Origin of the sequence: Mycobacterium pinniadriaticum, from assembly GCF_026242045.1 — a bacterium.
GTDB classification, from domain to species: Bacteria; Actinomycetota; Actinomycetes; order Mycobacteriales; family Mycobacteriaceae; genus Mycobacterium; species Mycobacterium pinniadriaticum.
Window position 1 is genome coordinate 131,494 of the sequence record NZ_JAPJDO010000001.1, and the last position, 25,669, is coordinate 157,162.

Annotated in this window: 25 protein-coding genes; 13 read left to right on the forward strand and 12 right to left on the reverse strand. The window is 66.0% G+C overall.

Features of this window, described 5'->3' with window-relative positions:
• Positions 1 to 76 precede the first annotated feature (76 nt).
• Genes ORI27_RS00665 through ORI27_RS00675 form a run of 3 tightly spaced genes read left to right on the forward strand, consistent with a single transcriptional unit; the run spans position 77 to position 3,129 of the window.
• Entirely contained in the window at positions 77 to 1,204 is a 1,128-nt protein-coding gene (locus ORI27_RS00665; protein ID WP_265994863.1) for a hypothetical protein, read from the forward strand.
• A 3-nt stretch (positions 1,205 to 1,207) separates the two neighbouring features.
• Positions 1,208 to 1,990, forward strand: a complete 783-nt coding sequence (locus ORI27_RS00670; protein WP_265994713.1) for an SDR family oxidoreductase — start codon at positions 1,208 to 1,210, stop codon at positions 1,988 to 1,990.
• A complete protein-coding gene (locus ORI27_RS00675) occupies positions 1,990 to 3,129 on the forward strand; it encodes a sulfotransferase family protein (RefSeq protein ID WP_265994712.1) in 1,140 nt (379 codons plus the stop codon). Before ORI27_RS00670 ends, ORI27_RS00675 begins: the two co-directional genes overlap by 1 nt.
• A gap of 75 nt (positions 3,130 to 3,204) precedes the next feature.
• Here the strand turns inward: ORI27_RS00675 and ORI27_RS00680 are convergent, their stop codons facing one another.
• Both ORI27_RS00680 and ORI27_RS00685 read right to left on the reverse strand, forming a co-directional pair.
• A complete protein-coding gene (locus ORI27_RS00680) occupies positions 3,205 to 3,666 on the reverse strand; it encodes a hypothetical protein (protein WP_265994711.1) in 462 nt (153 codons plus the stop codon).
• Positions 3,667 to 3,668: 2 nt separating this feature from the next.
• The gene (locus tag ORI27_RS00685) at positions 3,669 to 4,811 is read right to left on the reverse strand and encodes a Rieske 2Fe-2S domain-containing protein (RefSeq protein ID WP_266073855.1); all 1,143 of its coding nucleotides are present in this window, start codon (positions 4,809 to 4,811) and stop codon (positions 3,669 to 3,671) included.
• Positions 4,812 to 4,930: 119 nt separating this feature from the next.
• On the opposite strand from ORI27_RS00685, the gene ORI27_RS00690 reads away from it, so the two are divergent.
• Positions 4,931 to 5,455 carry a gamma carbonic anhydrase family protein gene (locus ORI27_RS00690; protein WP_265994709.1) on the forward strand — a complete coding sequence of 175 codons (525 nt, stop codon included), beginning with the start codon at positions 4,931 to 4,933 and terminating at the stop codon, positions 5,453 to 5,455.
• 172 nt (positions 5,456 to 5,627) lie between these two features.
• Here ORI27_RS00690 and ORI27_RS00695 read toward each other — a convergent pair whose 3' ends face one another.
• The 5 genes from ORI27_RS00695 to ORI27_RS00715 form a co-directional block, all read right to left on the reverse strand.
• Positions 5,628 to 6,029 (reverse strand): nuclear transport factor 2 family protein, encoded by a 402-nt coding sequence (locus ORI27_RS00695; RefSeq protein ID WP_265994708.1) that lies wholly within the window; start codon positions 6,027 to 6,029, stop codon positions 5,628 to 5,630.
• Between the two features lie 67 nt (positions 6,030 to 6,096).
• A complete protein-coding gene (locus tag ORI27_RS00700) occupies positions 6,097 to 6,975 on the reverse strand; it encodes a TIGR03619 family F420-dependent LLM class oxidoreductase (protein ID WP_265994862.1) in 879 nt (292 codons plus the stop codon).
• Between the two features lie 37 nt (positions 6,976 to 7,012).
• Positions 7,013 to 8,191 (reverse strand): thiolase domain-containing protein, encoded by a 1,179-nt coding sequence (locus tag ORI27_RS00705; RefSeq protein WP_265994707.1) that lies wholly within the window; start codon positions 8,189 to 8,191, stop codon positions 7,013 to 7,015.
• A 2-nt stretch (positions 8,192 to 8,193) separates the two neighbouring features.
• Positions 8,194 to 9,255 carry a thiolase domain-containing protein gene (locus ORI27_RS00710; RefSeq protein ID WP_265994706.1) on the reverse strand — a complete coding sequence of 354 codons (1,062 nt, stop codon included), beginning with the start codon at positions 9,253 to 9,255 and terminating at the stop codon, positions 8,194 to 8,196.
• A 13-nt stretch (positions 9,256 to 9,268) separates the two neighbouring features.
• On the reverse strand, positions 9,269 to 10,267 hold the full coding sequence (locus tag ORI27_RS00715) for a Zn-ribbon domain-containing OB-fold protein (RefSeq protein WP_265994705.1): 999 nt from the start codon (positions 10,265 to 10,267) through the stop codon (positions 9,269 to 9,271).
• A gap of 67 nt (positions 10,268 to 10,334) precedes the next feature.
• On the opposite strand from ORI27_RS00715, the gene ORI27_RS00720 reads away from it, so the two are divergent.
• Complete coding sequence (locus ORI27_RS00720) at positions 10,335 to 11,366, forward strand: LLM class F420-dependent oxidoreductase (RefSeq protein WP_265994704.1); 1,032 nt, start codon at positions 10,335 to 10,337, stop codon at positions 11,364 to 11,366.
• Between the two features lie 58 nt (positions 11,367 to 11,424).
• Here the strand turns inward: ORI27_RS00720 and ORI27_RS00725 are convergent, their stop codons facing one another.
• A complete protein-coding gene (locus ORI27_RS00725; RefSeq protein ID WP_265994703.1) occupies positions 11,425 to 12,144 on the reverse strand; it encodes an acetoacetate decarboxylase family protein in 720 nt (239 codons plus the stop codon).
• Positions 12,145 to 12,201: 57 nt separating this feature from the next.
• On the opposite strand from ORI27_RS00725, the gene ORI27_RS00730 reads away from it, so the two are divergent.
• Positions 12,202 to 13,413 (forward strand): cytochrome P450, encoded by a 1,212-nt coding sequence (locus ORI27_RS00730; protein ID WP_265994702.1) that lies wholly within the window; start codon positions 12,202 to 12,204, stop codon positions 13,411 to 13,413.
• A gap of 205 nt (positions 13,414 to 13,618) precedes the next feature.
• The gene (locus ORI27_RS00735) at positions 13,619 to 14,365 is read left to right on the forward strand and encodes a cutinase family protein (RefSeq protein ID WP_407666194.1); all 747 of its coding nucleotides are present in this window, start codon (positions 13,619 to 13,621) and stop codon (positions 14,363 to 14,365) included.
• Here the strand turns inward: ORI27_RS00735 and ORI27_RS00740 are convergent.
• The gene (locus tag ORI27_RS00740; RefSeq protein WP_265994701.1) at positions 14,362 to 15,162 is read right to left on the reverse strand and encodes a crotonase/enoyl-CoA hydratase family protein; all 801 of its coding nucleotides are present in this window, start codon (positions 15,160 to 15,162) and stop codon (positions 14,362 to 14,364) included. The genes ORI27_RS00735 and ORI27_RS00740 overlap by 4 nt on opposite strands.
• Positions 15,163 to 15,230: 68 nt before the next feature.
• On the opposite strand from ORI27_RS00740, the gene ORI27_RS00745 reads away from it, so the two are divergent.
• From ORI27_RS00745 to ORI27_RS00760, 4 genes are read left to right on the forward strand one after another with little or no spacing between them, the layout of a single operon-like run.
• The gene (locus tag ORI27_RS00745) at positions 15,231 to 16,883 is read left to right on the forward strand and encodes an acyl-CoA synthetase (protein ID WP_265994700.1); all 1,653 of its coding nucleotides are present in this window, start codon (positions 15,231 to 15,233) and stop codon (positions 16,881 to 16,883) included.
• Complete coding sequence (locus ORI27_RS00750; RefSeq protein ID WP_265994699.1) at positions 16,883 to 18,004, forward strand: NAD(P)H-dependent flavin oxidoreductase; 1,122 nt, start codon at positions 16,883 to 16,885, stop codon at positions 18,002 to 18,004. Before ORI27_RS00745 ends, ORI27_RS00750 begins: the two co-directional genes overlap by 1 nt.
• Positions 18,005 to 18,032: 28 nt before the next feature.
• Positions 18,033 to 18,866 carry an amidohydrolase family protein gene (locus ORI27_RS00755; protein WP_265994698.1) on the forward strand — a complete coding sequence of 278 codons (834 nt, stop codon included), beginning with the start codon at positions 18,033 to 18,035 and terminating at the stop codon, positions 18,864 to 18,866.
• Positions 18,863 to 20,419, forward strand: coding sequence for an acetolactate synthase large subunit (locus tag ORI27_RS00760; protein WP_265994697.1), 1,557 nt, complete (start codon positions 18,863 to 18,865; stop codon positions 20,417 to 20,419). The genes ORI27_RS00755 and ORI27_RS00760 overlap by 4 nt, the downstream gene beginning before the upstream one ends.
• A 69-nt stretch (positions 20,420 to 20,488) precedes the next feature.
• Here ORI27_RS00760 and fadD17 read toward each other — a convergent pair whose 3' ends face one another.
• Genes fadD17 through ORI27_RS00775 form a run of 3 tightly spaced genes read right to left on the reverse strand, consistent with a single transcriptional unit; the run spans position 20,489 to position 24,339 of the window.
• Positions 20,489 to 21,988 carry a long-chain-fatty-acid--CoA ligase FadD17 gene (gene fadD17 / locus ORI27_RS00765; RefSeq protein WP_407666202.1) on the reverse strand — a complete coding sequence of 500 codons (1,500 nt, stop codon included), beginning with the start codon at positions 21,986 to 21,988 and terminating at the stop codon, positions 20,489 to 20,491.
• Positions 21,989 to 22,017: 29 nt separating this feature from the next.
• Positions 22,018 to 23,127, reverse strand: coding sequence for an acyl-CoA dehydrogenase family protein (locus ORI27_RS00770; protein WP_265994695.1), 1,110 nt, complete (start codon positions 23,125 to 23,127; stop codon positions 22,018 to 22,020).
• 27 nt (positions 23,128 to 23,154) lie between these two features.
• Positions 23,155 to 24,339, reverse strand: coding sequence for an acyl-CoA dehydrogenase (locus ORI27_RS00775; RefSeq protein ID WP_265994694.1), 1,185 nt, complete (start codon positions 24,337 to 24,339; stop codon positions 23,155 to 23,157).
• A 175-nt stretch (positions 24,340 to 24,514) separates the two neighbouring features.
• Between ORI27_RS00775 and ORI27_RS00780 the strand changes: the two genes are divergently transcribed.
• Together ORI27_RS00780 and ORI27_RS00785 are read left to right on the forward strand one after the other, a co-directional pair.
• Positions 24,515 to 24,706 carry a ferredoxin gene (locus ORI27_RS00780; RefSeq protein WP_099251137.1) on the forward strand — a complete coding sequence of 64 codons (192 nt, stop codon included), beginning with the start codon at positions 24,515 to 24,517 and terminating at the stop codon, positions 24,704 to 24,706.
• A 13-nt stretch (positions 24,707 to 24,719) separates the two neighbouring features.
• Positions 24,720 to 25,646 (forward strand): 3-oxoacyl-ACP reductase, encoded by a 927-nt coding sequence (locus ORI27_RS00785; RefSeq protein ID WP_265994693.1) that lies wholly within the window; start codon positions 24,720 to 24,722, stop codon positions 25,644 to 25,646.
• The last annotated feature ends 23 nt before the right edge of the window (positions 25,647 to 25,669 follow it).

Sequence of the window (25,669 nt, forward strand, 5' to 3'; positions counted from 1 at the left end):
CTGAGACTAGAACGCGTTCTAATCTCAGTCCGAGAAACGTACCGGTACGGTCCAATATTGAAACGTGAGGCAGTCGATGTATACCCAGCCACTACTGGACGCCATTGCCGAGTCCGAACGACTGGTCTCCGAAGCTCACTTCATCGAGACCGAGGCCGACCTGCTGGAGGGGCTGCAGTATCTGGCGGGCTGCGTCGCGGCCTGCACACACGTCGCCTTCGACTACGACCGTGACCATCCGTTCCTGCACTCGGGCACCGGACCATTCACGAAGATGGGGCTGGACAACCCGGACACCATGTACTTCGGCACCAGGGTGGTGGCCGGCCACGAGTACGTTGTCACCGGCAAGCGCGGAACCACGACCGACGTGAGTTTCCAGCTGCTCGGTGGCGAGTACACCGACGAGGTCGTTCCGGACAGCGAAACGGCGTTCGACGACCGTAGGCTGGACATCGCCGCAGACGGTACCTTTGAATGGCGCTTCACCCCGGATACCAACGCGCAGTTGGTCATTCGCGAGGTCTATAACGACTGGTCCGCCCAGCGCGGCAGCTTCGCGATCGCCCGGACCGATACTGTCGGCACCGCGCCGCCGCCACTGACCAAGGAGCTCATCGAAAAGCGCTGGGCGACAGCGGGCAAACAGTTGGTGCAGCGAGTCAAGACCTGGCTGCAGTTCCCGAGGTGGTTCTACGACAACCTGCCGGTCAACACGCTGACCGCACCCCGGCTGACACCGGGTGGTCTGGCGACTCAGTATTCCTCGGTGGGGCATTACGACCTCGCGCCCGATCAGGCTCTTGTCATCACGTTGCCGGTCACCGACGCTCCGTATCTCGGGTTCCAGCTCGGCAGCCTCTGGTACATCTCCCTGGACTACATCAACCACCAGACCTCGCTGAACGGCACCCAGGCGCAGGCCGATCCGGACGGGAAGATCCGTATCGTCGTCGCCGAGCAGAACCCCGGGGTGGCGAACTGGGTCGAGACGCTCGGGCACCGCAAGGGATACCTGCAGTTCCGTTGGCAGCGGGTATCCCGGGAACTGACCGAGGCCGACGGCCCCGCCCTGGAGCTCGTCAACCTCGACGCGGTGGCGGGCAAGCTGCCGTACTTCGAGCAGAACAAGATCTCTGAGGACGACTGGCGGGAGCGAATCGCGCTGCGTCAGAAACTAATTGGCAACAGGATGGTGGGATAGCACATGGCCGGTCTGCTCGAGAACAAGGTCGTCGTGATCAGTGGCGTCGGTCCGGCGTTGGGAACCACGCTGGCGCGCCGATGTGCCGAGGAGGGTGCCGACCTGGTGCTGGCGGCGCGGACGGTCGGGCGTCTGGACGATGTGGCCAAGCAGGTCACCGACCTTGGCCGGCGCGCGCTGGCGGTGGGCACCGACATCACCGACGAGGCGCAGGTCGAAAATCTGGTCAAGGAGACATTGGCTGCCTATGGCAAGGTCGACGTTCTGATCAACAACGCGTTCAAGGTGCCGTCGATGAAGCCATTCGCCAAGACCAGCTTCGACCACATCCGGGAGACCATCGAGCTCACCGTGCTCGGCGCGTTGCGGTTGATCCAGGGATTCACGCCGGTACTGACAGAGGCCAAGGGTTCGGTCGTCAATGTCAACTCGATGGTGTTGCGGCATTCCGATCCCAAGCAGGGCGCCTACAAGATGGCCAAGGCGGCGCTGCTGGCCATGTCGCAGTCGCTGGCAAGTGAGCTCGGAGGGCAAGGAATCCGGGTGAACTCGGTTCTGCCCGGCTATATTTGGGGCGGCACTCTACAGGGCTATTTCGAGCACCAGGCCGGCAAGTACGGGACGACGGTCGACGAGATCTACAACGCGGCCGCGGTCAACAGCGATCTGAAGCGGTTGCCCACTGAAGACGAGGTGGCCTCGGCGATCCTGTTCATGGCCAGCGATCTGTCCAGCGGCATCACCGGCCAGACGCTGGACGTGAACTGCGGGGAGTATCACAACTGATGAGTTCGGACTTTCTCAGCGTCGAGAGCCTGCTCGCTTCGGCCGTCAAGGCCACCGGGATGGACGATTTCGGCGTCAACGACGACAACTATCTAGAAGCCCTCGATGTCCTGCTCACATCGTTCCGCGAGGACGCCGATCTCACCGAACTCGGCAGCAAGATGCACCGGTTCTTCGTGCGAAATGCGTTGGTGGCCAGGCTTGTTTCGGAGGCTGCCTTCAAGCAGTACCCCGAACACCTCGACCTGCCGATCGAGCGACCTATCTTCGTTACGGGCCTGCCGCGTACCGGCACCACCGCGATTCACCGACTGCTCACCGCCGACCCGTCGCACCAAGGGCTGGAACTGTGGCTGGCCGAATTCCCGCAGCCGCGACCGCCGCGCGAGAGCTGGAAGGACAACCCGGTCTTCCAGCAGATCGACGCTCAGTTCAGCAAGGCCCACGAGGAGAATCCGGACTACACCGGACTGCACTACATGACCGCCGACGAGGTGGAGGAGTGCTGGCAGCTGCTGCGGCAGTCGCTGCACTCGGTGTCCTACGAGACGCTCGCGCACGTGCCGACCTACTCGCAGTGGCTTTCTCGGCAAGACTGGACCAAATCCTACCAACGGCATCGCAAGAACCTGCAGCTGATCGGGCTCAATGACCCCGAAAAGCGTTGGGTGCTCAAGAATCCCAGTCACTTGTTTGCGCTGGACGCGGTTTTCGCCGTCTACCCCGACGCTCTGATCGTGCAGTGTCACCGGCCAGCCGAAACGATCATGGCATCCATGTGCTCGCTGGCGCAGCACACCACTGCGGGCTGGTCGAACACGTTCACCGGAGACGTCATCGGGGCCGATTCGCTGGAGACGTGGTCGCGTGGGCTGGAGCAGTTCAACGCCGTACGCGCCAAGCAGAATCCGGCGCAGTTCTACGACTTGGACTACTTCGAGCTCATCCGCGAGCCGATCCGCACTGTGGAGAACATCTACTCGCACTTCGGCATTGAGATGACGGATTCGGCGCGAGCGGCGGTCCGGCGCACCGACGAGGAGAGCAAGCAGGGGCCGCGGGCGCCCAAGCACACCTACTCGCTGGCCGATTATGGTCTGACCGAGGAGCAGGTGAAGGAGCGCTTCAAAGGGCTGTGAGCCGCGCCGAGATCGACGAAATGTCGTGATCTACTCGCACTTTCGCAGCCTAACGTCGGTTTGGGCGGAGAGACTCTAGCCGTCGCCGGGGGCGGGGGCGCTGGAGTACTCCTCCAGACACCCTTCTGCCACCGCGTGCCTGATGCTGTCCGACAGCCTCGGGCAGGACCGGGTGCGGGCACTGGAGCCGCCCGACTCGCGGATCTCGGCGAAGTAGGCGCAGCGCTGCTGGGCTTCGCTGCTCCACTGCACCGCGGTGTGCGCGGCGCCGAGCTTCTTGACCTTCACCGAGACGTGGCAGTACCTGCAGTCGACGTCGGCGAGACCGGCAGACAGGTAGCGCTCGCGATCCTGCCGGGTGGCCTCGTGCATCGCGGCTGCGCGCTGCGGGTCAGAGGCGAAATCAGGTGCCTTGGACCATGATCCGGGCGCGCCGTCGTCGTCGTGATCGTGCGATTCGGCGTGCTCGTGCACGCCGAGCAGCTGGAGCATGGACCGCGCCAGATCATCGACGTCGGGGAGTTCCTCGGGGCTCATGTTCACACCTGGGTCGGCTGTCCTTCAGAATCAGCCTGCTTCTTGAGGTTCTCCTGAACCTCCACCTGCCACTTCTCGTTGGCCGGTGCGGTGTCGACCTCGAGCTCGAAGCGGTCGGTCATGTCGGCGGTCACATCGGCCACGTCGACGTAGAACTGCTGATACCACCGACGCATCTGGTACACCGCCCCGTCTTCCTCGACGAGCAGCGGGTTGTCGATGCGGGTCTTGTGCTTCCAGATCTCGACGTCTTGGAGGAAGCCCTTGCTGACGCCGGCGACCATCGCGTCCGAGAGCTTCTCGCTCATCGACTCGTCCATGCCCTTGGGCTTCTCGACGATCACGCCCCACTGCAGCATGAACGAGTCCTGAGTCACCGGGTAATGGCAGTTGATCAGGATCGACTCGGCCTTGTAGCCGCCATAGTTGTTGTGCAGCCAGTTGATCATGAACGACGGCCCGAAGTACGACGCCTCCGAATCCAGATGAGACTCGGTGTAGGCCGAACCGCCCAGCACCACATCGGGGCGGCCGACGTTGTGCAGGTACTGGGAGGCGATATGGCCCTCGAAGACGTTCTTGAAGTACGTCGGCAGGCCGAAGTGGATGTAGAAGAAGTGCGCCATGTCGGTCACGTTGTCGACGATTTCGCGGCAGTTGGAGCCCTCGATCAGCATCGAGTTCCACTTCCACTCGGTCCACTCACCGCCGGCGTACTCCGGGATCTCCGGAATGCGCACCTCGGGCTGCGGGGGATTGCCCTCGTGGTCGTGCCAGACGAACAGGAGTCCGCTTCGCACGTCGGTCTCCCAGGAGCGGGTGCGGGCCAGCCGCGGGGTGCGCTTGGCGTAGGGCACCAAGCGGCAGCGGCCGTCGCCGCCCCAGCGCCAATCATGGAACGGGCAGGCCAGCGCGTCATCCTTGACGGTGCCCTGGGACAGGTCCCCGCCCAGGTGGCGGCAGTAGGCGTCCAGGACGTGCACGTCACCGTGGGAATCGGCGAAAGCCACCAGTTTCGTCCCGAACGCGTTGATCGGGTGCGGCTTGCCGTTCAGATAGTCGTTGACCGGTCCCAGGCAGTGCCAGCCCCTGGCATACCGGTCCGGCAGGGTTCCGGTGTCGATCTCGCGAATACCGCTAGTCACCTCGCGCCCTTCCATTTGTGGCCTCTAACTAGAACACGTTACAGTTTTGACGTCGGATCGCGCAATCTTCAGCAGCACTACCTGCGGATTACCCACCTGACGTGCGGTATATGTGAACGATGCCGATGTATTCGTTCGAGGGTCGTTCGCCCCGGGTGGATCCCACCGCGTTCGTGGCACCGACTGCCGTGCTCATCGGGGACGTCACCGTCCAGGCCGGCGCATCGGTGTGGTTCAACGCGGTACTGCGGGGGGACTATGCGCCGATCGTGATCCGAGAGGGCGCCAACGTGCAGGACGGGTCGGTGCTGCACGCCCCGCCGGGCATCCCGGTCGACGTCGGGCCCGGGGCCACCATCGCGCATATGTGCACCATTCACGGCGTTCACGTCGGTGCGGAGGCGCTGATCGCCAACCATTGCACGGTGCTCGACGGCGCGGTGATCGGCGCCCGCAGCATGATCGCCGCGCACTCGCTGGTCGTCGGTGGCACCCATATCCCGGCCGAGGTGCTGGTCACCGGATCGCCCGCCAAGGTCAGGGGTCCGATCGCCGGAACTGGTGCCCAGGTGTGGGTGAACCTCAATCCCAAGGCGTACCAGGATCTCGCCCAGCGTTACCTGGCGGGGTTCGAGGAGATCTAGGGCGTCGAGTCGACGATGCCGCCGAGGGACGAGGCGGAGGAGGAGCAAGACAGCTCTACTGGGGGCGTGCGCTCACCGCAGTGCACACCGTATTCGCATCGAGATCGACGCCGGCGCGGGAAAGTGCAAGGAGCGCACACGCTAACGCCGATCTCGGCGCGAGATCTTGGTTTCAGATCTTCTCTGCGCTGGCGGCGGCCTTGTCGAGTTCCCAGTACGCGCGCAGCGCCACGATCTTGCCCTCGGCGTTGACCCGGTAGGTGAACACGCCCTCGGCCACCACCCGGTAGCCGCTGGACTCGATCACGATGTGGCCGACGTTGGCTTCCTCGTCGCCGCACTGGTAGGTCTTCTCGAAGTGGAAGGTGAGCTTGCTCGGCGCGATCGCCATGTCGTAGAACTTCGCGATCGCGTCCTTCCCACGGTGGCCCTTGCCGTCGGGGTCGAAATGCGATGGGCCGATGGGGTCCTCCACGATCGCATCGTCGGCGAACACCGCCAGCCAGGCCTCTTTGTCGCGAGCCATCGCCGCTTCGCGAGAGCGCCGTCCCGCCTCGTGCGCCGCGGTGCTCATCAGTCCTCTACCTCGCTCGCTCCGGTCCTCGCGCGTTCCTCGCTGCAATCCTCACTCACTCCCACCATCAGTCCTGCCAGCCCGAATGGATATAGGTGTCGGCGAACCGCTTCATCGAGTCGAGTTTCTTGTCCAGCGGTGCATCGAAGCCGAGCCCCTCGAACACCCACGGGATGCCGATGTAGTCGGTGACTCCCGCCTCGACCAGGTCGCGATGGCCGTCGACGCCGAACTTGTCGATGCAGACGGCCTGGTACTCGAAGGGGTCGTCCGCGCGGCCGTTTTCGGCGAGGAGTTTCTTGAGTTCGCCGATGGTCTCGGCCAGCTGGTGGCAGGTCATCATCGCGCTGGTCCAACCGTCGCCGACGCGCGCCGCACGCTTGAGCGCTACGTTGGTGTGCCCACCGACGTAGAACGGCACCGGCTTCGACGGTGCGGGACTCATCTGCAGCCGGTCGAAATCGTAGAACTCGCCGTGGAACTCGACCATTCCGCCGGCCAGCACCAGCTTGATGACGTCGATCATCTCGTCGACGCGTTTGCCCCGCTTCGCGTAGGGCACCCCACACCACTCGAATTCCTCAGGAGCCCAGCCGATCCCGACACCGAAGCCGAACCGGTTATTGGTCAGGTTGGCCACCGACCCGACCTGACGGGCCAGCAGCAGCGGATTGCGCGAACCGAGCTTCATCACGTTGGTGTAGAAGCGCACCTTCGACGTCACCGCACCCAGTGCACCCGCGAGGATCAGCGGATCGACCCAGGGCGAGTTCTCGTCGAACATCCGCTTGCCGTCGGCGGTGTAGGGATAGTCGACGGACTGTTCCTCGAAATAGAAGATCGAGTCCGGCAGCGCGATGTTGTCGAAGCCCAGTTCCTCTGCCGTCTTGGCAATTTCGGTGAGCTGGTCAAGTGGGCTGAATGCGATGCTGACCGTGTACTGCATCATCGTCGGCTCCTCGCGCGAGCGCTCGTCGGGCGCATCACTTCGCGGCTGGCTTGTCCGAGCTGACCACCCACATCGAGAAGTACTGGGCGCCGCCGCCGTAGGCGTGGCCCAGCGCCTTGCGCGCGCCTTCGACCTGGTGGCCGCCGGCCTTGCCCATGACCTGAATCGCCGATTCGGCGAACCGGATCATGCCGGATGCTCCAATCGGATTCGAGCTGAGTACGCCGCCGGAGGGGTTGAACGGGATCCGTCCGCCGATCGCCGTCTCGCCGGCCTCGGTGAGCTTCCACCCCTCACCCTCGGGTGCGAAGCCGAGGCTTTCCAGCCACATCGGCTCGTACCAGGAGAACGGCACGTACACCTCGGCCACGTCGATCTCGTCGATCGGGCTCGTGATGCCGGCGGCCTTCCACAATGCGGCGGCCGCATCCCGGCTGGCTTGCGGATTGACCTGGTCGCGTCCGGCGTACGCCAGCGGCTCGGTGCGCAGCGCGGTCGCGTGGATCCAGGCGACGGGATGTCCTTCGGCCACGCGCGCGTCGGCGGCTTCCTCGTCGCCGATCACCATGGCTGCCGCGCCATCCGAGGACGGGCACGTCTCGTCGTAGCGGATGGGGTCCCACAGCATCGGTGACTGCATCACCTTCTCCACGGTGATGTCGGGCTGGTGCAGGTGCGCCAGGGGGTTCTTGGCGCCGTTGTGCCGGTCCTTGACGGCCACGATCGCGCCGATGTTGAGGGGTGCGCCGGAGCGGCGGATGTAGGCACGCACGTGTGGGGCGAAGTATCCGCCCGCACCCGCACCCACCGGCTTGGTGAAGGGCACCGGAATGCTCAACGCCCACATGGCGTTCGACTCGGACTGCTTCTCCCACGCCATGGTCAGGACGCGCTTGTACTTGCCGGACTGCACCATGCTCGCGGCGACGATCGCGGTTGACCCACCGACCGAGCCCGCGGTGTGCACGCGGATCAACGGCTTGCCGGTCGCGCCGACAGCGTCGGCCATGAACAGCTCGGGCATCATCACGCCCTCGAAGAAGTCGGGTGCCTTGCCGACGACGACGGCGTCGATGTCGTCGAAGGTCGACCCCGAGTCCGCCAGCGCGCGGTCGATCGCCTCGCGCACCAGGCCGTTCATCGAGACGTCCTTGCGTTTGGCGACGTATTTCGTCTGCCCCGTGCCGAGGACTGCGGCCAGTCTCTTAGCCATGACTACTTCCCCTCCAGGACCGCGACGATATTCTGTTGCAGCGCAGGGCCGCTGGTCGCGTGCGCCAGCACACGCCCGGCCGAGCCGTTGAAAATGTGCTGGGCGGCGAAGCCGATCCGCTCCAGGCCGGCGGAGAACATCGGGTTGGCCGCCAGCGCGCCGCCCGACGGGTTGATCTTGGTAGATGCCGGCAGGCCGATCGCTTCGGCCAGGATCAGCTGCTGGTGGCTGAATGGGGCATAGATTTCGGCGACCTCGATCGAGCCGGCGTCCCCGCCGGTGGCAGCCCTGGCCGAAGTCTCCGTCGAGGGCGACGTGGTCAGATCACGCGCGCCGAGCACCGGAGTCTCGATGCGGTGCTCGAAACCGGTGATCCACGCCGGATTCTCACGCAGCTCGCGGGCTTTGTCGCCGGCCGCAAGGACGATCGCCGACGCGCCGTCGGTGATCGGCGCAATATCGTGGCGCCGTAACGGATCCGCGAAGTAGGGGCGCGATAGCAGTTCATCGATGCTCTTGGCGGGTTTCTCGGAGTCGACGCGCTGGGCGGCCGCGAAGGAGTCCAGCGCGACCTGGGCCATCTGCTCCTCGGTCCATTTGCCCGAGTCCAGGCCGAACCGCGCTTGCAGGCCGGCGATCGACACCGAGTCGGGCCACAGCGGCGCGACCGTGTACGGATCGGTCTGCAACGCGAGAACCCGACGTAGGTTGCCCGCCGAGGGCTTGCCGAAGCCGTACACCAGGGCGGTGTCGACCTCCCCGGTGAGGATCTTGATGTAGGCCTCGTAGAGGGCCCACGCCCCGTCCATCTCGACGTGCGACTCGTTGATCGGTGGTACCGCCCCGATTGAGTCGATTGCCGAGATGAACGAAAAGGCGCGCCCGGCAAGGTAGTCCGACGATCCGGAGCACCAGAAGCCGATGTCGGTCTGCTTCAGACCGAGTTCGTCGTAGAGCCGATGGAAGCACGGCATCAGCATTTCGACGCCGTTGGTGGTGCCGTCGGTGCGTCGGACATGCGGGGCATGGGCGAAGCCGACGACCGCTACATCGCGAAATGTCATGTGGCGAGTCCCTTTAGAGGTGGTGCTTGTAGGTGTCGTAATCGGCGTCGGGTTCGCCGGTCGGTTTGAAGTACTCGATGTTGTCGATGCCGAGACCCCATTCATCGCGGGGCTTCCACACCGCCTGCACCCGCATGCCCATCCGCACGTCGGCGATGTCGATCTCCTGGATCAGATGCAGGAACGGGATGTCGGCGCCGTCGAGCAACACGTAGGCCGCGACGTACGGCGGCTTGATGCGCTGCCCCGCGAAGGGGATGTTGATGATGGCGAACGTCGTCACGGTGCCCTTGTCGGGCAACTCGACGAAGTTGTCCAGCTCGAGGCCAGTGGCCGGATCGGCTTCCTTGGGCGGGAAATACACCTTGCCGTCGGCCCCGGTACGGGCGCCGAGCAGCTTGCCGTCTTCCAGCCCGCGCAGGAAGGCGCTCTCCGGAAGCGATGCGGTGTGCTGGATCTCGATGCTGCTCGGCGACACCTGAATGGTCACCGGTTCGCGGCCGTCGGGTGCAGAGGACGGTTCTACCGATTCCTCAGTGTCACCGAGCACGAAATAGGCGATATCGGTGATGGCGCCCACCGGTTCGTCGACCCAGTGCGCATGAACGCGCGCGCCGGTGCCGATCGCGTCGGAGGAGTCCGCGGCGACTGCGTGCAGCAGACCCGTGTCCGCGCCGTCGAGTTTGATCAGCGCCCACGCGAACGGTTTGTCGAGCGGCTGTCCTTCGAGCGGCTCGGACTGCCACGTCCACGACAGCACTGTGCCGACGCTGGCGACCGGGACCACCTCTGTGAGCGGTGCGTAGGTCACCGGGTCATACTCAGCGGGCGGCACGAGCACTCGACCGTCCGAGCCGCGGACGCCGAGGATGCGTCGCCCGCGCAGGGCGGTGAAGAACTGGCCGAGGAGTGGTCCGACTGAACGGGTGTAGTCGAATGACAGGTTCAGCGGTGCCGAAAGGGGCTTCTGATGCGTGTCGATCTGCACCGGGCTGCTTTGGCTGGTGGTCACAGCATCGAGTAGAACAGGTTCTAAGAATCGTGGCAAGGATCGTGTCCCGGACAGAAAGGCGGCACCGATGAAGCTGGGTCTGCAACTCGGATACTGGAGCGCACAACCTCCGACCAACCATGCGGAATTGGTGGCGACGGCCGAGGAAGCCGGCTTCGACACGGTGTTCACCGCCGAGGCGTGGGGCTCGGATGCGTTCACGCCGCTGGCCTGGTGGGGCCGTGAAACCACCCGCATGCGGCTGGGCACTTCGGTGGTCCAGCTGTCGGCCCGTACCCCGACCGCATGTGCGATGGCGTCACTGACCCTGGATCACCTCTCCGGGGGCCGGCACATCCTGGGTCTGGGCGTGTCCGGACCCCAGGTGGTCGAGGGTTGGTATGGGCAGAAATTCCCCAAGCCGTTGGCCCGCACCCGCGAGTACATCGACATCATCCGTCAGGTCTGGGCCCGACAGGCCCCCGTCACCAGCGCCGGGCCGCACTACCCGTTGCCGCTGGCCGGTGAGGGCACCACCGGCCTGGGCAAGCCGCTCAAGCCGATCGTGCATCCGCTGCGCGCCGACATCCCGATCATGCTCGGCGCCGAAGGCCCCAAGAACGTCGCGCTGGCCGCCGAGATCTGCGATGGCTGGCTGCCGATCTTCTACTCCCCGCGGCTGGCGCCGATGTACAACGAATGGCTCGACGAAGGCTTCGCCCGTCCGGGAGCGCGCCGGTCCCGGGAGGACTTCGAGATCTGCGCGACCGCGCAGGTCGTGATCACCGACGACCGGGCCTCGATCATGGACCTGATCAAGCCGCACCTGGCGCTCTACATGGGCGGAATGGGTGCCGAGGACACCAACTTCCATGCCGACGTCTACCGGCGGATGGGCTACTCCGAGGTCGTCGACGAGGTCACCCGGCTTTTCCGCAGCGACCGCAAAGACGACGCAGCCAAAGCCGTCCCCGATGAACTCGTCGACGACTCCGCGATCGTCGGCGACATCGACTATGTGCGCAAACAGATCGTGGCCTGGGAAGCCGCCGGGGTCACCATGATGGTCATCGGTGCTCGGAGCCCCGAGCAGATCCGCGAAGCCGCCGACCTTTTGTAGACACTTCTTGCGAGTTGTCTAGCCTGCGCTTTAGATTGACCGGATGACGTTCGGGCGCTCAGCGCAGGATGTGGGCGTCGCCGAAGGTCATCTCGACATTGGCGACCGAGCCCGACACCATTGCGCGCTTCGGCAGCCCGAGGCTGGCCAGTTCCTTGGCGTACGGGTGATCGCCCAGGCGCAGGGTGGCGCCGCCAGGGCGAAAACGCAGACCGGAGTTGATCATCTCCCAGGGCACCTCGCGAGTGGTGCCCTCGGCGAACGTGTAGGTCTTGAGCACCTGGCTGCGCGGCCGCAGCGACGGCAGCGGTACACCGCGGCGGAATTCCATCCCGGCGATCAGCGAGCCGCCCTCGCTGACATCGAAGGCGAACGGGTTCGTCTCGCGAACCTTGAACTCGGCCATGATCTTGGGGAAGCCCCAGATCGTGCGACCGGCCTCCAGCGTGAAGGACTGGTCGACGGGCAGATGGTGGATGAACGCCGCCGCGTCGCCGAGGGCCCGCAGACCCCGGGCGTTCGAGCCGGGGGGATTGACCATCACGCACGTGCCGAACTCGTGGTATTTGCCGAGGTCGCCGTCGATGTAGCGGGCCAGCATCAAGTTCACCACCGCGCGGCCCGGCCGGAACTGGCAGACCTGCAATCCGCTGTAGTCGATGAGTCGCTGCGCGGCGTCGGCGGGAACCGAGAACATCGCCGTGTGGACATCCGCCTTGCGAATCCGCACCGGCATGGTGAGCACCGTGCCGGCAATGGTGTGCTGCGAATCAGACATGCGGCCACTGTAATCCGCTTTGACACCCCGCGTGAACAGAAGTATGGAGGGAAATAGATGACGGGCACCCTGGCTCCGGCCAAGCCGAATGTTGATCTGACCGACGGGAATTTCTACGCCGACGGTTCCGCACGCGAGGCGTACCGCTGGATGCGGGCCAACGAGCCGGTGTTTCGCGACCGCAACGGGTTGGCGGCCGCCACAACGTATCAGGCGGTCATCGACGCCGAGCGCGACCCGGAAACGTTCTCCAACACCGGTGGAATCCGTCCCGACAACCCGGGCATGCCGTACATGATCGATATGGACGATCCGGGACACCTGCTGCGCCGCAAGCTCGTCAACGCCGGCTTCACCCGCAAACGGGTGATGGACAAGGTCGCCGGCATCGACACGCTGTGTGACACGCTCATCGATGCGGTTTGCGAGCGAGGGGAGTGCGACTTCGTCCGCGACATCGCCGCTCCGCTGCCCATGGCCGTCATCGGTGACATGCTCGGGGTGCTGCCCGAAGAACGCTCAACGCTGTTGAAGTGGTCCGACGATCTGGTGTGCGGGTTGAACTCGGCGGCCGATGCCGAGACGCTGCAGGCCGTCATGGACGCATTCGCCGGGTATTCCGCGTACGCCACTGAAACCATCGCCAAGCGTCGGGCCGAACCGACCGACGACTTGTTCTCGATCCTGGTCAACTCCGAGGTCGAAGGCCAGCGGATGGATGATCAGGAGATCATCATGGAGACCCTGCTGATTCTGATCGGCGGGGACGAGACCACCCGGCACACGTTGTCGGGGGGCGCCGAACAGCTTGTGCGCCACAAGGATCAATGGCAGGCCCTGGTGGCCGACCCGGCCCTGATCCCCGGCGCGATCGAGGAGATGCTGCGCTGGACCTCGCCGGTCAAGAATATGGCCCGAACGGCTATGCGTGACGTTGAGTTCCATGGCACGCAGCTACGTCAGGGTGAAAAGATGCTGCTGATGTTCGAGGCGGCCAACTTCGACGAGTCGGTGTTCGGCGACCCCGACAACTTCCGTATCGACCGGAACCCGAACAGTCACTTGGCTTTCGGCTTTGGAACTCACTTCTGCCTCGGTAACCAGCTGGCGCGGCTGGAGTTGAGCACCATGGTGCGCAAGATTCTCGAGCGGCTGCCGGATCTGCGGCTGGCCGACGAGAATGCCCTGCCACTGCGACCGGCAAACTTCGTCAGCGGCTTGGAAGCGATGCCGGTGGTCTTCACTCCTAGCGCCCCAGTGCTGGCCTGACGTCGAGCTATCGCCACCAGTCGTACCTGACCCTCGCTCACCCGAGGCTGGAGTTGTCGCCGGCTATTCGGACTTTCGCATGTTGGTGACAGTTTGGGCGTAGGCCCTGGTTTGGGCTGTCCCGGTTTCGGGAATCACGAACGCACCTCGTAGGTGGCGGTGCGGCCGACCGGCGCGGGGCAACATCAGCACGAACTGGGGCGCCATGACTGTCATCGAATCCGACTTGGCCCAATCGGTCCGCCGGCTGTTTGTGGCCGCGATGCTCGCCGTCACCGCGCCGATCGCGGCACCGGCGGGCACCCCGACAGCATCGGCGGCCGACGGGTGCCCCGATGTGGAGGTCGTCTTCGCGCGCGGCACGTTCGAGCCGCCGGGTGTCGGGGGCATCGGGCGGGCCTTCACCGACGAGCTGCGAGCCCAGCCTCAGCTGGGCGGCAAGTCCGTCGACGTCTACCCGGTGAATTACCCTGCCTCGCTGAACTTCTCGACGGCCGCCGACGGTGTCATCGACGCCAGCAATCGGGTCCGTGACATGGCCTCGAGATGCCCGAGCACCCAGCTGGTGCTCGGCGGTTACTCCCAAGGCGCGGCGGTGGTCGGCTACGTCACCATCGACAAGATGCCGGACGGCTACGTCCCGCCGGCCGGGATCACCGGACTCATGCCGTCTGAGATCGCCGATCACCTCGCCGCCGTGGCGCTGTTCGGAAAGCCGTCGAACGGCTTCTTGAACGGCATCGACCGCGACGCCCCGCCGATCTCCGTCGGTGGGCTCTATGCGCCCAAGACCATCGACCAGTGTGTTCCCGAGGACCCGATCTGCTCGCCGACCGGCGGCGACAGCGCCGCGCACCAGGCGTATGCGGCCAATGGGATGACCGCCCAGGCCGCCGGGTTCGCCGCACAGAAGGTCCTCGCCGCCACAGCCGCGACGACGAGCGGCGGCTAGCGCATCTTGAACTGGGGGGCGCGTTTCTCCTTGAACGCCAGCGGGCCTTCCTTGGCGTCCTCGGACAGGAACACCGGGATGCCGTTGGCGGTGTCGGGCTTGAACGCGTCGAGTTCGTGCATGCCCTCCGACTCGCGGATGGTCTTGAGGATCGCCTGCACCGCGAGCGGCCCGTTGTTGTTGATGACGTCGGCGATCTCAAGTGCCTTCTCCAGCGCCGTGCCGTCGGGTACCACGTAGCCGATGAGTCCGTAGGACAGGGCCTCGGCGGCGGTGATGTGGCGTCCGGTCAGCAGCAGGTCGCAGGCGATGGTGTAGGGGATCTGCCGCGGCAGCCGCACTGCCGAGCCACCCATCGGGTACAGACTCCACTTGGCTTCGGAGATGCCGAATTTCGCGCTTTCGCCCGCGACGCGGATATCGGTGCCCTGCAGGATCTCGGTGCCGCCCGCGATCGCCGGGCCTTCGACCGCCGCGATGAGCGGCTTGGTGAGCCTGCGGCCCTTCAGCAGACCCTCGATCTTCGTGGGGTCGAACGCGCCGCTCTTGAACGAATCCCCGGGCGGGGCCTTGGTCGCGTTCTTGAGGTCCATGCCGGCGCAGAAGTACCCCCCCGCGCCGGTCAGGATGCAGGTGCGGATCTCCGGATCCTCGTCCACCCGGTTCCAGGCGTCCACCATGATCGAGAGCATCTCGGTGGACAGCGCGTTGCGCGCCTCGGGCCGGTTCAGCGTGACGATGAGGGTGTGTCCGCGCTGCTCAATGAGGGCATCGGCGTCTTTTTTGGGCTCACTCACGGATATCTGCCTTCCAGCATCTTTGCCACAGACTTGATTGGAAATGTAACACGTTCTAATTTGGGTCCGTGGCCCTGAACATAGCCGATCTAGCCGAACACGCCATCGATGCCGTGCCTGACCGCGTTGCCTTCATCTGCGGCGACCAACAAATCACCTTCGCCGAATTGGAGGACAAGGCGAACCGGTTCGCCCACTACCTCCTGGACCACGGCGTCAAGAAGGACGACAAGGTCGGGCTGTACTGCCGGAACCGCATCGAAATCGTCATCGCGATGCTCGGCACCATCAAGGCCGGCGCCATCCTGGTCAACGTCAACTTCCGCTACGTCGAGGGCGAGCTGCGCTACCTGTTCGAGAACTCCGACATGGTGGCCCTGGTCCACGAACGCCAGTACGCCGACCGCGTCGCCAACGTGCTGCCGGACACCCCCGACGTGAAGACGATCCTCGTCATCGAAGACGGCAGTGACAAGGACTACCAGCGCTACGGTGGCGTGGAGTTCTACCAGGCCCTCGCCGAGGCCTCGCCCGAGCGCGACTTCGGGGAGCGCAGCGAGGACGACATCTACCTGCTCTACACCGGCGGGACCACCGGTTTCCCCAAGGGCGTGATGTGGCGCCATGAGGACATCTACCGGGTTCTGTTCGGCGGCACCGATTTCGCCACCGGCGAGTTCGTCAAGGACGAATACGACTTGTCCCGGGCGGCTGTCGACAACCCTCCGATGGTTCGCTACGCGATTCCGCCGATGATCCACGGCGCCACCCAGTCGGCCACCTGGATGTCCATCTTCTCGGGCCAAACCACCGTGCTGGCACCAGAATTCGACGCCGATGAAGTCTGGCAGACCATCCACGAACACAAGGTGAACCTGCTCTTCTTCACCGGTGACGCGATGGCGCGGCCGCTGCTCGACGCGCTGCAGTCCGCCCTGGACAGTGGCAAGGACTACGACCTCTCTTCGCTGTTCCTGCTCGCCAGCACCGCCGCGCTGTTCTCCACCAGCCTCAAGGAGAAGCTGCTCGAACTGCTGCCCAACCGGATCATCACCGACTCCATCGGCTCGTCGGAGACCGGCTTCGGCGGCACCAGCATCGTCGCCAAGGGCGAGCACCACATGGGTGGCCCGCGGGTGACCATCGACCACCGCACCGTCGTCCTCGATGAGGAGGGCAACGAGGTCAAACCCGGCTCGGGGGTGCGCGGCGTGATCGCCAAGAAGGGGAACATCCCCGTCGGCTATTACAAGGACGAGAAGAAGACCGCCGAGACGTTCAAGACCTACAACGGCGTGCGCTACGCGATTCCCGGAGATTACGCCGAGGTCGAGGCCGACGGCACCGTCACGATGCTGGGCCGCGGTTCGGTGTCGATCAACAGCGGCGGCGAAAAGATCTATCCCGAAGAGGTCGAGGCCGCTCTCAAGGGCCATCCGGACGTGTTCGACGCCCTGGTCGTCGGTGTGCCCGATCCGCGCTTCGGCAACCATGTCGCCGCCGTAGTCGCGCCCCGCCAGGGTGCCCGCCCGACGCTGAGTGAACTGGATACGTTCGTGCGCAAGGAGATCGCCGGCTACAAGGTGCCGCGCAGTTTGTGGCTGGTCGACGAGGTCAAGCGTTCACCGGCCGGCAAGCCGGACTACAAGTGGGCCAAGGACCAGACCGAACAGCGGCCGGCGGACGAAGTACACGCCAAGCACGCGGGTGCCGCCAGCTGATGCACACGGAACTGTGCGACCGGTTCGGCATCGACTACCCGATCTTCGTCTTCACCCCGTCGGAGAAGGTGGCCGCGGCGGTCAGCCGGGCCGGCGGAATGGGCGTCCTGGGGTGCGTGCGGTTCAACCAGCCCGACGACCTCGAGGGCGTCCTGCAGTGGATGGACGCCAATACCGACGGTAAGCCGTACGGCGTCGACGTCGTGATGCCGGCGAAGATCCCCACCGAGGGCACCGCCGTCGACATCGACAAGCTGGTCCCGCAGGCCCATCGGGACTTCGTCGCCAAGACCCTCGCCGACCTCGGCGTGCCGCCGCTGTCCGACGACACCGCCCGCAACGAGGGCACGCTGGGCTGGCTGCACTCGATCGCACGGTCACATGTGGAAGTCGCCCTGCGGCATCCGATCAAGTTGATCGCCAACGCGCTCGGGTCGCCCCCCAAGGACGTCATCGATCAGGTGCATGAAGCCGGCGTGCCGATCGCGGCGCTGGCCGGATCGGCCAAACATGCCCGGCGACACGTCGACAACGGCGTGGACATCGTCGTCGCCCAGGGCCACGAGGCCGGCGGTCACACCGGCGAGATCGGGTCGATGGTGTTGTGGCCGGAGATCGTAGATGCGGTATCGGATCGGGCCGCGGTGCTCGCCGCCGGCGGTATCGGCACCGGCCGCCAGGTGGCGGCCGCACTGGCGCTGGGCGCCCAGGGCGTGTGGATGGGGTCGGCGTTTCTGACCTCGGCCGAATACGACCTCGGTGTCCGGTTGCCGTCCGGCCGGTCGGTGATCCAGGAGGCGATGCTGGCGGCGACCTCGGCCGACACCGTGCGTCGTCGGATCTACACCGGCAAACCGGCCCGACTGCTCAAGAGCCGATGGACCGACGCGTGGGATGCCGAGGGTGCGCCCGAACCGCTGCCGATGCCGTTGCAGAACATCCTGGTCAGCGAGGCACATCAGCGGATGAGTGAATCGTCGGATCCGACCACGGTGGCCATGCCGGTGGGCCAGATCGTCGGCCGGATGAACGAGATCCGACCGGTCGCCGAGATCATCGCCGAGTTGGTCGCCGGCTTCGAGGCCGCGACCCGGAAACTGGATACGATCCGCGACAGTTAACGGTGGCGCGCGTCTACAGTCGAACGCGATGACGATCGACGTGTGGATGCAGCACCCCACTGCCCGATTCCTGGCCAGTGACATCTTTGCGTCGCTGCGCCGCTGGACCGCCGGGCAGATCCCGGAGGGCGAGGTGCCCATCGAGGCGACCGTCGCCTCGATGGATGCCGCGGGTGTCGAGATCGGTCTACTGAGCGCCTGGCGTGGACCGCACGGTCAGAACATGATCACCAATGATGAGGTCGCCGAATGGGTTCGGCGATATCCGAACCGGTTTGCCGGGTTGGCCGCGGTCGATCTGGACCGGCCCATGGAAGCGGTCCGTGAGCTGCGGCGACGCGTCCGCGACGACGGGTTCGTCGGACTACGGGTGGTGCCATGGCTCTGGGGAGCCCCGCCGACCGACCGCCGCTACTATCCGCTGTTCGCCGAGTGCGTCGAGCTCGGTGTGCCGTTCTGCACGCAGGTGGGCCACACCGGACCGTTACGTCCATCGGAAACCGGCCGCCCGATTCCCTACATCGACGACATTGCCCTGGACTTCCCCGAACTGAGCATCATCTGCGGCCATGTCGGCTACCCGTGGACGGAGGAGATGGTCGCGGTGGCCCGCAAGCACGAGAACGTCTACATCGACACATCGGCCTATACCTCCCGTCGTCTACCGAGAGAGCTCGTCGAGTTCATGAAGACCAACACCGGCGCGCGAAAAGTGCTGTTCGGCACCAACTATCCGATGATCGGCCACCGACACGCCCTCGATGGCCTCGACGAGCTGGGCCTTTCCGGCGACACCCGCTCGGCGTACCTGCGCGGCAATGCCATGCAGGCGTTCACCGCGCTCGGGGCGGTTGCCTCGTGAACGGCGCCCGGGCACTGATCACGACGCTGGTCGACAACGGTGTGCAGGTCTGTTTCGCCAACCCCGGCACCTCGGAGATGCACTTCGTCGCCGCCCTGGACACCGTGCCGCAGATGCGCGGTGTGCTCACCCTCTTCGAAGGTGTCGCCACCGGTGCGGCCGACGGATACGCCCGTATCTCGGGTGGCCCGGCCGCGGTGCTGTTGCACTTGGGTCCGGGGCTGGGCAACGGCCTGGCCAACCTGCACAACGCCCGCCGCGCGGTGGTGCCCCTGGTCGTGGTGGTCGGCGACCACGCGACCTATCACAAGAAGTACGACGCACCATTGGAGTCGGATATCGACTCGGTCGCAGGCACGGTGTCGGGCTGGCTGCGGCGCAGCCTCGAGGTGACCGATGTGGCCGCCGATGCCGCCGAGGCCATCGCCTCGGCGCGAATTCACCGGCACATCTCCACCTTGATCCTGCCTGCGGACGTGTCCTGGGACGAGGGTGCCGCGCCTCTGGAAAGCGCTGCGTTGCAGACAGATCTGGCGGCTGTCGATGCGAGTCGCGCCGAGGCCGCGCTGCGTTCGGGTGAGCCCACGGTGATCATGGTCGGTGGCGACGCCACCGATTCGGCCGGGCTGTCCGCGGCGGTCAGGCTCACCCAGGTGAGTGGGGCGAGAGTGTTGTGTGAGACCTTCCCGACCCGGCTCGAACGCGGGGCGGGCGTGCCGGCAGTGGAGCGGCTGGCCTATTTCGCGGAGGCCGCCACGACCCAACTCGCCGGCGCCCGGCACCTGGTGCTGGCGGGGGCGCCCCACCCGGTCTCGTTCTTCGCCTACCCCGGCAAGGCGAGCGACCTGGTGCCCGACGACTGCGCGGTGCACACCCTGGCCGGCCCCGTCGGGGCCGGCGCGGCGCTGGCGGGTCTGGCGGACCGGATGGCGCCGACCGAGACCGCCGCCACCGCCGAACTCGCACGGCCGGCGTTGCCGAGCGGTCCGCTCAACGTGAGCACCTCGGCCGATGTCATCGGCGCGCTGCTGCCGGAGCGGGCGATCGTCGTCGACGAGGCGAACACCTCGGGCGTCCTGCTGCCGCAGTCGACGGCCGGTGCGCCGGCACACGACTGGCTCACCTTGACCGGTGGGGCGATCGGCTACGCGCTGCCGGTGTCGATCGGCGCCGCGATCGCCGCACCGGACCGTCCGGTGCTGTGCCTGGAGTCCGACGGCTCGGCGATGTACACCATCTCGGCCCTGTGGACCCAGGCTCGCGAGCACCTCGACATCACCACCGTCGTCTATGCCAACCGCGCCTACGACATCTTGCGGATCGAACTGCAGCGGGTCGGAGCCGAGGCCGCAGGGGAGCGGCCGGGACCCAAAGCCGAGTCGCTCCTCGATTTGACCGGGCCCACGCTGGATTTCGTTCGCATCGCCAAAGGTATGGGTGTGCCCGCCCGCCGGGTCGGCACCGCCGAGGAACTCGCCGACGCGCTGCAATGGGCGTTCGGCGAACCGGGACCGCACCTCATCGAAGCGGTCATGCCCTCGATCGCGGGCTAGTTTGCGTCGAAACAGAAGTCAGAGTGAAGTTTTGGTGCGACCTTCGCTCCGACTTCTGTCTCGACGGACTCAGCGCGGTATCTCGAACACCGGGTCGGGGCACTGGAGCCCCTCCGCTGACAGCCTCCGCTTGATGATCTTGAATGTCTCGGTGCTCGGCAGGGCTGTGCTCACCCTTACGAATGCCGGCCACTGTTTGGGCCCGAGATCGTCCTGGGCGGCGAGGAACGCCCGGAACTCGGCCGGGTCGAACTCCGCGCCCTCCGGCAGCACCAGCGCAGCCATCACCCGATCCCCGACCACCGGGTCGGGGATCGGGTAGACCACTGCCTCGGTCACGTCGGGGTAGCGCATCAGCACCCGTTCGATCGGAGCGGTGCCCAGGTTCTCGCCGTCGACCCGCATCCAGTCACCCAGCCGGCCGGCGAAGTGCGCATAGCCGGCGTCGTCCCGATAGGCCAGGTCACCGCTGTGGTAGATGCCGCCGGTCATCCGTTCGGCTTCGGCATCGGGGGCGTTGTAGTAGCCGCGGAAATTGCCGGGGCCCGTGACGTTGACGAGTTCGCCGATCACGCCGGGCGGACACGGTTGTCCGGTCTCGACATCGATGATGTCGAGACCCTCCGGCAGCGGTCCCAACGCGCCCTCGGGAGTGTCCGGGGTGCGGGCGATGTTCACCCCGCCTTCGGTCGAGCCGAACCCGTCCACCACGGTCACGCCGAAACGCTTCGCGAACCTGTCGATGTCGCGTGGTGCCGCTTCGTTGCCGTAGACGATGCGCAACGGGTTGTCGGCGTCGTCCGGGCGTGGCGGCGTGGCCAGGATGTAGGACATCGGCTTGCCGACGTAGTTGGCATAGGTGGCGTTGAACCTGCGTGCGTCAGGGATGAATTGCGAGGCGGAGAACCTGCGGCGCAACGCAATCGACGCTCCGGCGGCGACCGCCGGCGCCCAGCCGGCCATGATCGCGTTGGAGTGGAACAGTGGCATCGACAGGTAGCAGGTGTCGGCCGGCCCCAACCCGAACCGCTGTGCCAGCATCACCCCCGGAACGGCCACCTTCTCATGGGTGCACCGCACGGCCTTCGGGTCACCGCTGGTGCCCGAGGTGAAGATGAGCATGAACAAGTCGTCGAAGTTGCTGGGCGCGAAGGTGATCGGTGATCGGTGAAACTGGCTGAGCTCGCCGGCCCAGGCTGGCGCTCCCACGTCGATGACCGCCATACCGGCGGGCGCGAAACCGGTGCCGTAGGTCTGCGGACCGACCTGTTCGTCATCGGCGAGTATCAGCTGGCAGTCGGCCCGCTCGATGTCGCGTGCCAGTGCCTCACCGCGGCGGGTGGGGTTCAGCCCGACCGGAACAAGACCGGACAGTGCGGCCGCCACCAGCAGCGACGAGAAGAACGGGGTGTTGCCCAGCAGTACACCGATGTGCGGCGGCTTGGCCGGATCGAGCCGGGCCTTCAGCGCTGCCGCCAGATCGGCGGCGTCCTGGATATGTTGGCGCCAGGTCGAATACGAGCCGTCGTCGGCGTGGATCCCCCGGTCGTCGACGTCGGCCAACGGCATGAGCAGATCGGTGACGGTCTGCTCGTCGCTCACCGGTCCGGCCAAGCCGGTGTGTCGGCCAGCTCGCGGCCGATCAAGCGCAGCTGGGCGGTGGCGCCGCCCAGCGCGAACTCCATCTCCTTGGCGGTGATGAAGTACCGGTGCACCTGGTGGTCGACATCGATCCCGACACCGCCATGGACGTGCACGGTGGTGTGGGCGACGCGATGCCCGGCCTCGGCCGCCCAGAACGCCGCCGTGGCGACCTCGACGTCGGCGGGCAGGTCCTCCGACAGCCGCCACGACGCCTGCACGAGCGCCAGCCCCAGACCTTTGATGTCGATGTAGTCGTCGGCGAGCCGAGCGGACACTGCCTGGAAGCTGCCGATCGGCCGCTCGAACTGCTCGCGGGTGCGGGCGTATTCGGCGGTCAGCTCGAGCGCGCGCTCGAGGACGCCGAGCTGGAAGGCCGTGTGCCCCACTGTCTTGTGGGTGGTCAACCAGGCCAGCGCGTCGGCATCGCCGACGACCCGGTCGGCTCCGACCTCGACGCCGGCGAGATCGAGCTCAGCGGCACTGTTCTTGCCGGTGGTCAGCAGTGGGATCACCGAGACTCCGGCGTCGGCGGCGGCCACCAGGAAAACCTTTGTGCCGGCCTCGGTTTCGGCGGGCACCAGGAAGGCGTCGGCGACCGGTCCGAACGCGACCTGGGTGCGGGTACCGGTCAGCTTGAACCCGTCGCCGGCGCCGGTCGCCTGCACGGGGCCTTGGCCGAACTCACCGTCGAGAGCCACCGTCAGGATCTTCTCGCCGGTCACCGCCGGAGCCGCCCACTGCTCACGCTGTTCGGGAGTGCCGAACCGGGCCAGCGCGCCTGCGCCCAGCACCACCGATTCCAGATATGGCACCGCGCCCAGCTGGCGGCCCAGCGCCGCGAGGATCGCGGTCTGCTCAAGCACTCCGTACCCGCCGCCGCCGATCGACTCCGGCGCGGCGGTCGACAGGATGTCGGCGTCGATCAGCTTGCGCCACAGCTCGGTGTCGAAGCGCTGGTCGAGGCCGTCGAGCTCACGCTGATGCTGCGGCGTGCACACCGCGTCGACGATGGTGCCGACCAATCCCGAGAGATCCTGCGCGGCTTCTGTTCTGGTGAAATCCATTTCAGTCCTAAAGTCTTGTCTCGGTGGTCAGCGGTTGACTCGGGGCAGGCCCAGCGCGACCATGCCGATGATGTCGCGCTGGATCTCGTTGGTGCCGCCACCGAAGGTGAGGATCAGGGCGGCGCGGTGCATCCGCTCGACGCGGCCGCGCAGCAGCGCGCCGTGGGAATCCTGGCGCAGCGTTGCTGACGGCCCGAGGATCTCCATCAACAGGCGGTAGGCCTCGGTGGCCAACTCGGTGCCGAAGACCTTGGCCGCTGAGGCGTCCGCGGGGTTGAGCGTTCCGCTCTTGGCCGAAGCCAGTTCCCAGTTGATCAGCTTGAGGTACTCGGCCTTGGCCAGCACCCGGGCGAGGTTGAGCTGCACCCACTCGGAGTCGATCAGGCGATTGCCGTGGACGTCCTTGGTGTTCTGCGCCCACTCGCGAACCTGGTTGAGCGCCAGGAAGATCGGCTGGGCGGAAACCAGGGCGACCCGCTCGTGGTTGAGCTGGTTGGTGACCAGCTTCCAGCCGCCGTTCTCCTCGCCGACGCGGGTGGAGACCGGCACCCGCACATCCTGGTAATAGGTGGCGCTGGTGCCGACACCGGCCATCGTGTGCACCGGCGTCCACGAGAAGCCCTCGGAGGTGGTCGGCACGATGAGCACTGAGATGCCGCGGTGCTTCTTGGCCTCGGGATTGGTGCGCACCGCCAGCCACACGTAGTCGGCGTACTGGATCAGGCTGGTCCACATCTTCTGGCCGTTGACCACGTAGTCGTCGCCGTCGCGCACTGCGGTGGTGCGCAGCGCCGCCAGGTCGGTGCCGGCGCCGGGCTCGGAATAGCCGATCGCGAAGTGCAGATCGCCGGCGGCGATCTTGGGCAGGTAGAAGGCCTTCTGCTCGTCGGTGCCGTAGGCCATGATCGTCGGCGCGACGCTGTTGATGGTCAGGAAGGGCACCGGGGCGCCGGCGACGGCGGCCTCGTCGGTGAAGATCAAGGAGTCCATCGGGTCGCGGTTCTGCCCGCCGTATTCGGTCGGCCAGTTCAGGGTCAGCCAGCCGTCCTTGCCCATCTGGGACACGGTCTCGCGGTAGACGTTGCCGGTGCCGATCTCGCCGCCGGAGGTCGACATGAGCGCTTCCTGGCGCTCGGGGGTCATCAGCTTGCCGAAGTACGTCCGCAGCTCCCGGCGCAGCTCCTCTTGTTCAGGGGTGTAACTGATCCGCATCGGCTCGATCCTTCGTTGGAGTTGCTCGCCGTCGGCGACCCGCCGACACTCCTGGTTGTAACACGTTCTAGTCTTGTGGTCCAGCGCCCGTTGGGGCCAGGTATCGAACCATCTGGTCGTATCGTGGAGCTGCGAACGCCCCCGCCGCCGGGGTCAGTCAGCCAAGGAGGTTGTCGTGCGAGTCGAAGTCGACCGTGATCGTTGTGAAGGTAACGCTGTCTGTGTGGGAATTGCCCCGGACCTGTTCGAACTCGACGATGAGGACTACGTCATCGTGACCAAGGATCCGATCCCCGCCGACCAGGAGGAGCTGGCTGAACAGGCCATCGCCGAATGCCCTCGCGCCGCCCTGACCCGCAAAGACTAGAGGTATTCGTAACTTGAGTGCACAAGACGACGCGACGGATCTATCTGGACGCGTAGCGGTGGTGACCGGTGCCGCCTCCGGCCTGGGCCGTGCCGAGGCCATCGGGTTGGCCCGTTCGGGTGCGACGGTGGTCGTCAACGACATGCCCAAGGCGCTGGACGCCTCCGATGTCCTCGACGAGATCAGCGCCGTGGGTTCCAAGGGTGTGGCGGTCGCTGGCGACATCAGCCAGCGCTCGACGGCTGACGAACTGGTGGCGTGCGCCGACGGACTCGGCGGGCTGAACATCGTCGTCAACAACGCCGGCATAACCCGCGACCGCATGCTGTTCAACATGACCGACGAAGACTTCGACGCGGTCATCGCGGTGCACTTGCGCGGGCATTTCCTGCTCACCCGTAACGCCGCGACGTACTGGCGCAACCAGGCGAGGTCCGCCGGGGCGGATGGGGCCGGGTCGGTCTACGGCCGCATTATCAACACCTCGTCGGAAGCCGGCTTGTCCGGGCCGGTGGGACAGGCCAACTACGGTGCCGCCAAGGCGGGCATCACCGCGCTGACGCTGACCGCCGCGCGAGCACTCGGCCGCTACGGCGTGCGGGCCAACGCGATCGCTCCACGGGCGCGCACCGCGATGACCGCCGACGTGTTCGGCGAGGTTCCCGATCTCGCCGACGGCGAGGTCGACCCACTGTCACCCGAGCACGTGGTGACGCTGGTGCGTTTCCTGGCCGCGCCGGCCTCGGACAAGATCAGCGGCCAGGTATTCATCGTGTACGGACCGACGGTCACTCTGGTGGCCGCTCCGACCGCTGAGCATCGATTCCACGCCGACGGAGCCGCGTGGGATCCGTCCAGCCTGGGCACCTCGATGCAGGCCTACTTCGCCGATCGTGATCCGGAGCGCACGTTCGGTGTGATGGGTCTGATGGGTGACTGACCAAGCCCGAATGGCTCGAGCTC

Coding starts and splice junctions, on each gene's coding strand:
- ORI27_RS00665 (WP_265994863.1), top strand. CDS start 77: ATGTATACCCAGCCACTACTGGACGCCATTGCCGAGTCCGAACGACTG.
- ORI27_RS00670 (WP_265994713.1), top strand. CDS start 1,208: ATGGCCGGTCTGCTCGAGAACAAGGTCGTCGTGATCAGTGGCGTCGGT.
- ORI27_RS00675 (WP_265994712.1), top strand. CDS start 1,990: ATGAGTTCGGACTTTCTCAGCGTCGAGAGCCTGCTCGCTTCGGCCGTC.
- ORI27_RS00680 (WP_265994711.1), bottom strand. CDS start 3,666: ATGAGCCCCGAGGAACTCCCCGACGTCGATGATCTGGCGCGGTCCATG.
- ORI27_RS00690 (WP_265994709.1), top strand. CDS start 4,931: ATGCCGATGTATTCGTTCGAGGGTCGTTCGCCCCGGGTGGATCCCACC.
- ORI27_RS00695 (WP_265994708.1), bottom strand. CDS start 6,029: ATGAGCACCGCGGCGCACGAGGCGGGACGGCGCTCTCGCGAAGCGGCG.
- ORI27_RS00700 (WP_265994862.1), bottom strand. CDS start 6,975: ATGCAGTACACGGTCAGCATCGCATTCAGCCCACTTGACCAGCTCACC.
- ORI27_RS00705 (WP_265994707.1), bottom strand. CDS start 8,191: ATGGCTAAGAGACTGGCCGCAGTCCTCGGCACGGGGCAGACGAAATAC.
- ORI27_RS00710 (WP_265994706.1), bottom strand. CDS start 9,255: ATGACATTTCGCGATGTAGCGGTCGTCGGCTTCGCCCATGCCCCGCAT.
- ORI27_RS00720 (WP_265994704.1), top strand. CDS start 10,335: ATGAAGCTGGGTCTGCAACTCGGATACTGGAGCGCACAACCTCCGACC.
- ORI27_RS00725 (WP_265994703.1), bottom strand. CDS start 12,144: ATGTCTGATTCGCAGCACACCATTGCCGGCACGGTGCTCACCATGCCG.
- ORI27_RS00730 (WP_265994702.1), top strand. CDS start 12,202: ATGACGGGCACCCTGGCTCCGGCCAAGCCGAATGTTGATCTGACCGAC.
- ORI27_RS00735 (WP_407666194.1), top strand. CDS start 13,619: ATGACTGTCATCGAATCCGACTTGGCCCAATCGGTCCGCCGGCTGTTT.
- ORI27_RS00750 (WP_265994699.1), top strand. CDS start 16,883: ATGCACACGGAACTGTGCGACCGGTTCGGCATCGACTACCCGATCTTC.
- ORI27_RS00755 (WP_265994698.1), top strand. CDS start 18,033: ATGACGATCGACGTGTGGATGCAGCACCCCACTGCCCGATTCCTGGCC.
- fadD17 (WP_407666202.1), bottom strand. CDS start 21,988: ATGCCGTTGGCCGACGTCGACGACCGGGGGATCCACGCCGACGACGGC.
- ORI27_RS00770 (WP_265994695.1), bottom strand. CDS start 23,127: ATGGATTTCACCAGAACAGAAGCCGCGCAGGATCTCTCGGGATTGGTC.
- ORI27_RS00775 (WP_265994694.1), bottom strand. CDS start 24,339: ATGCGGATCAGTTACACCCCTGAACAAGAGGAGCTGCGCCGGGAGCTG.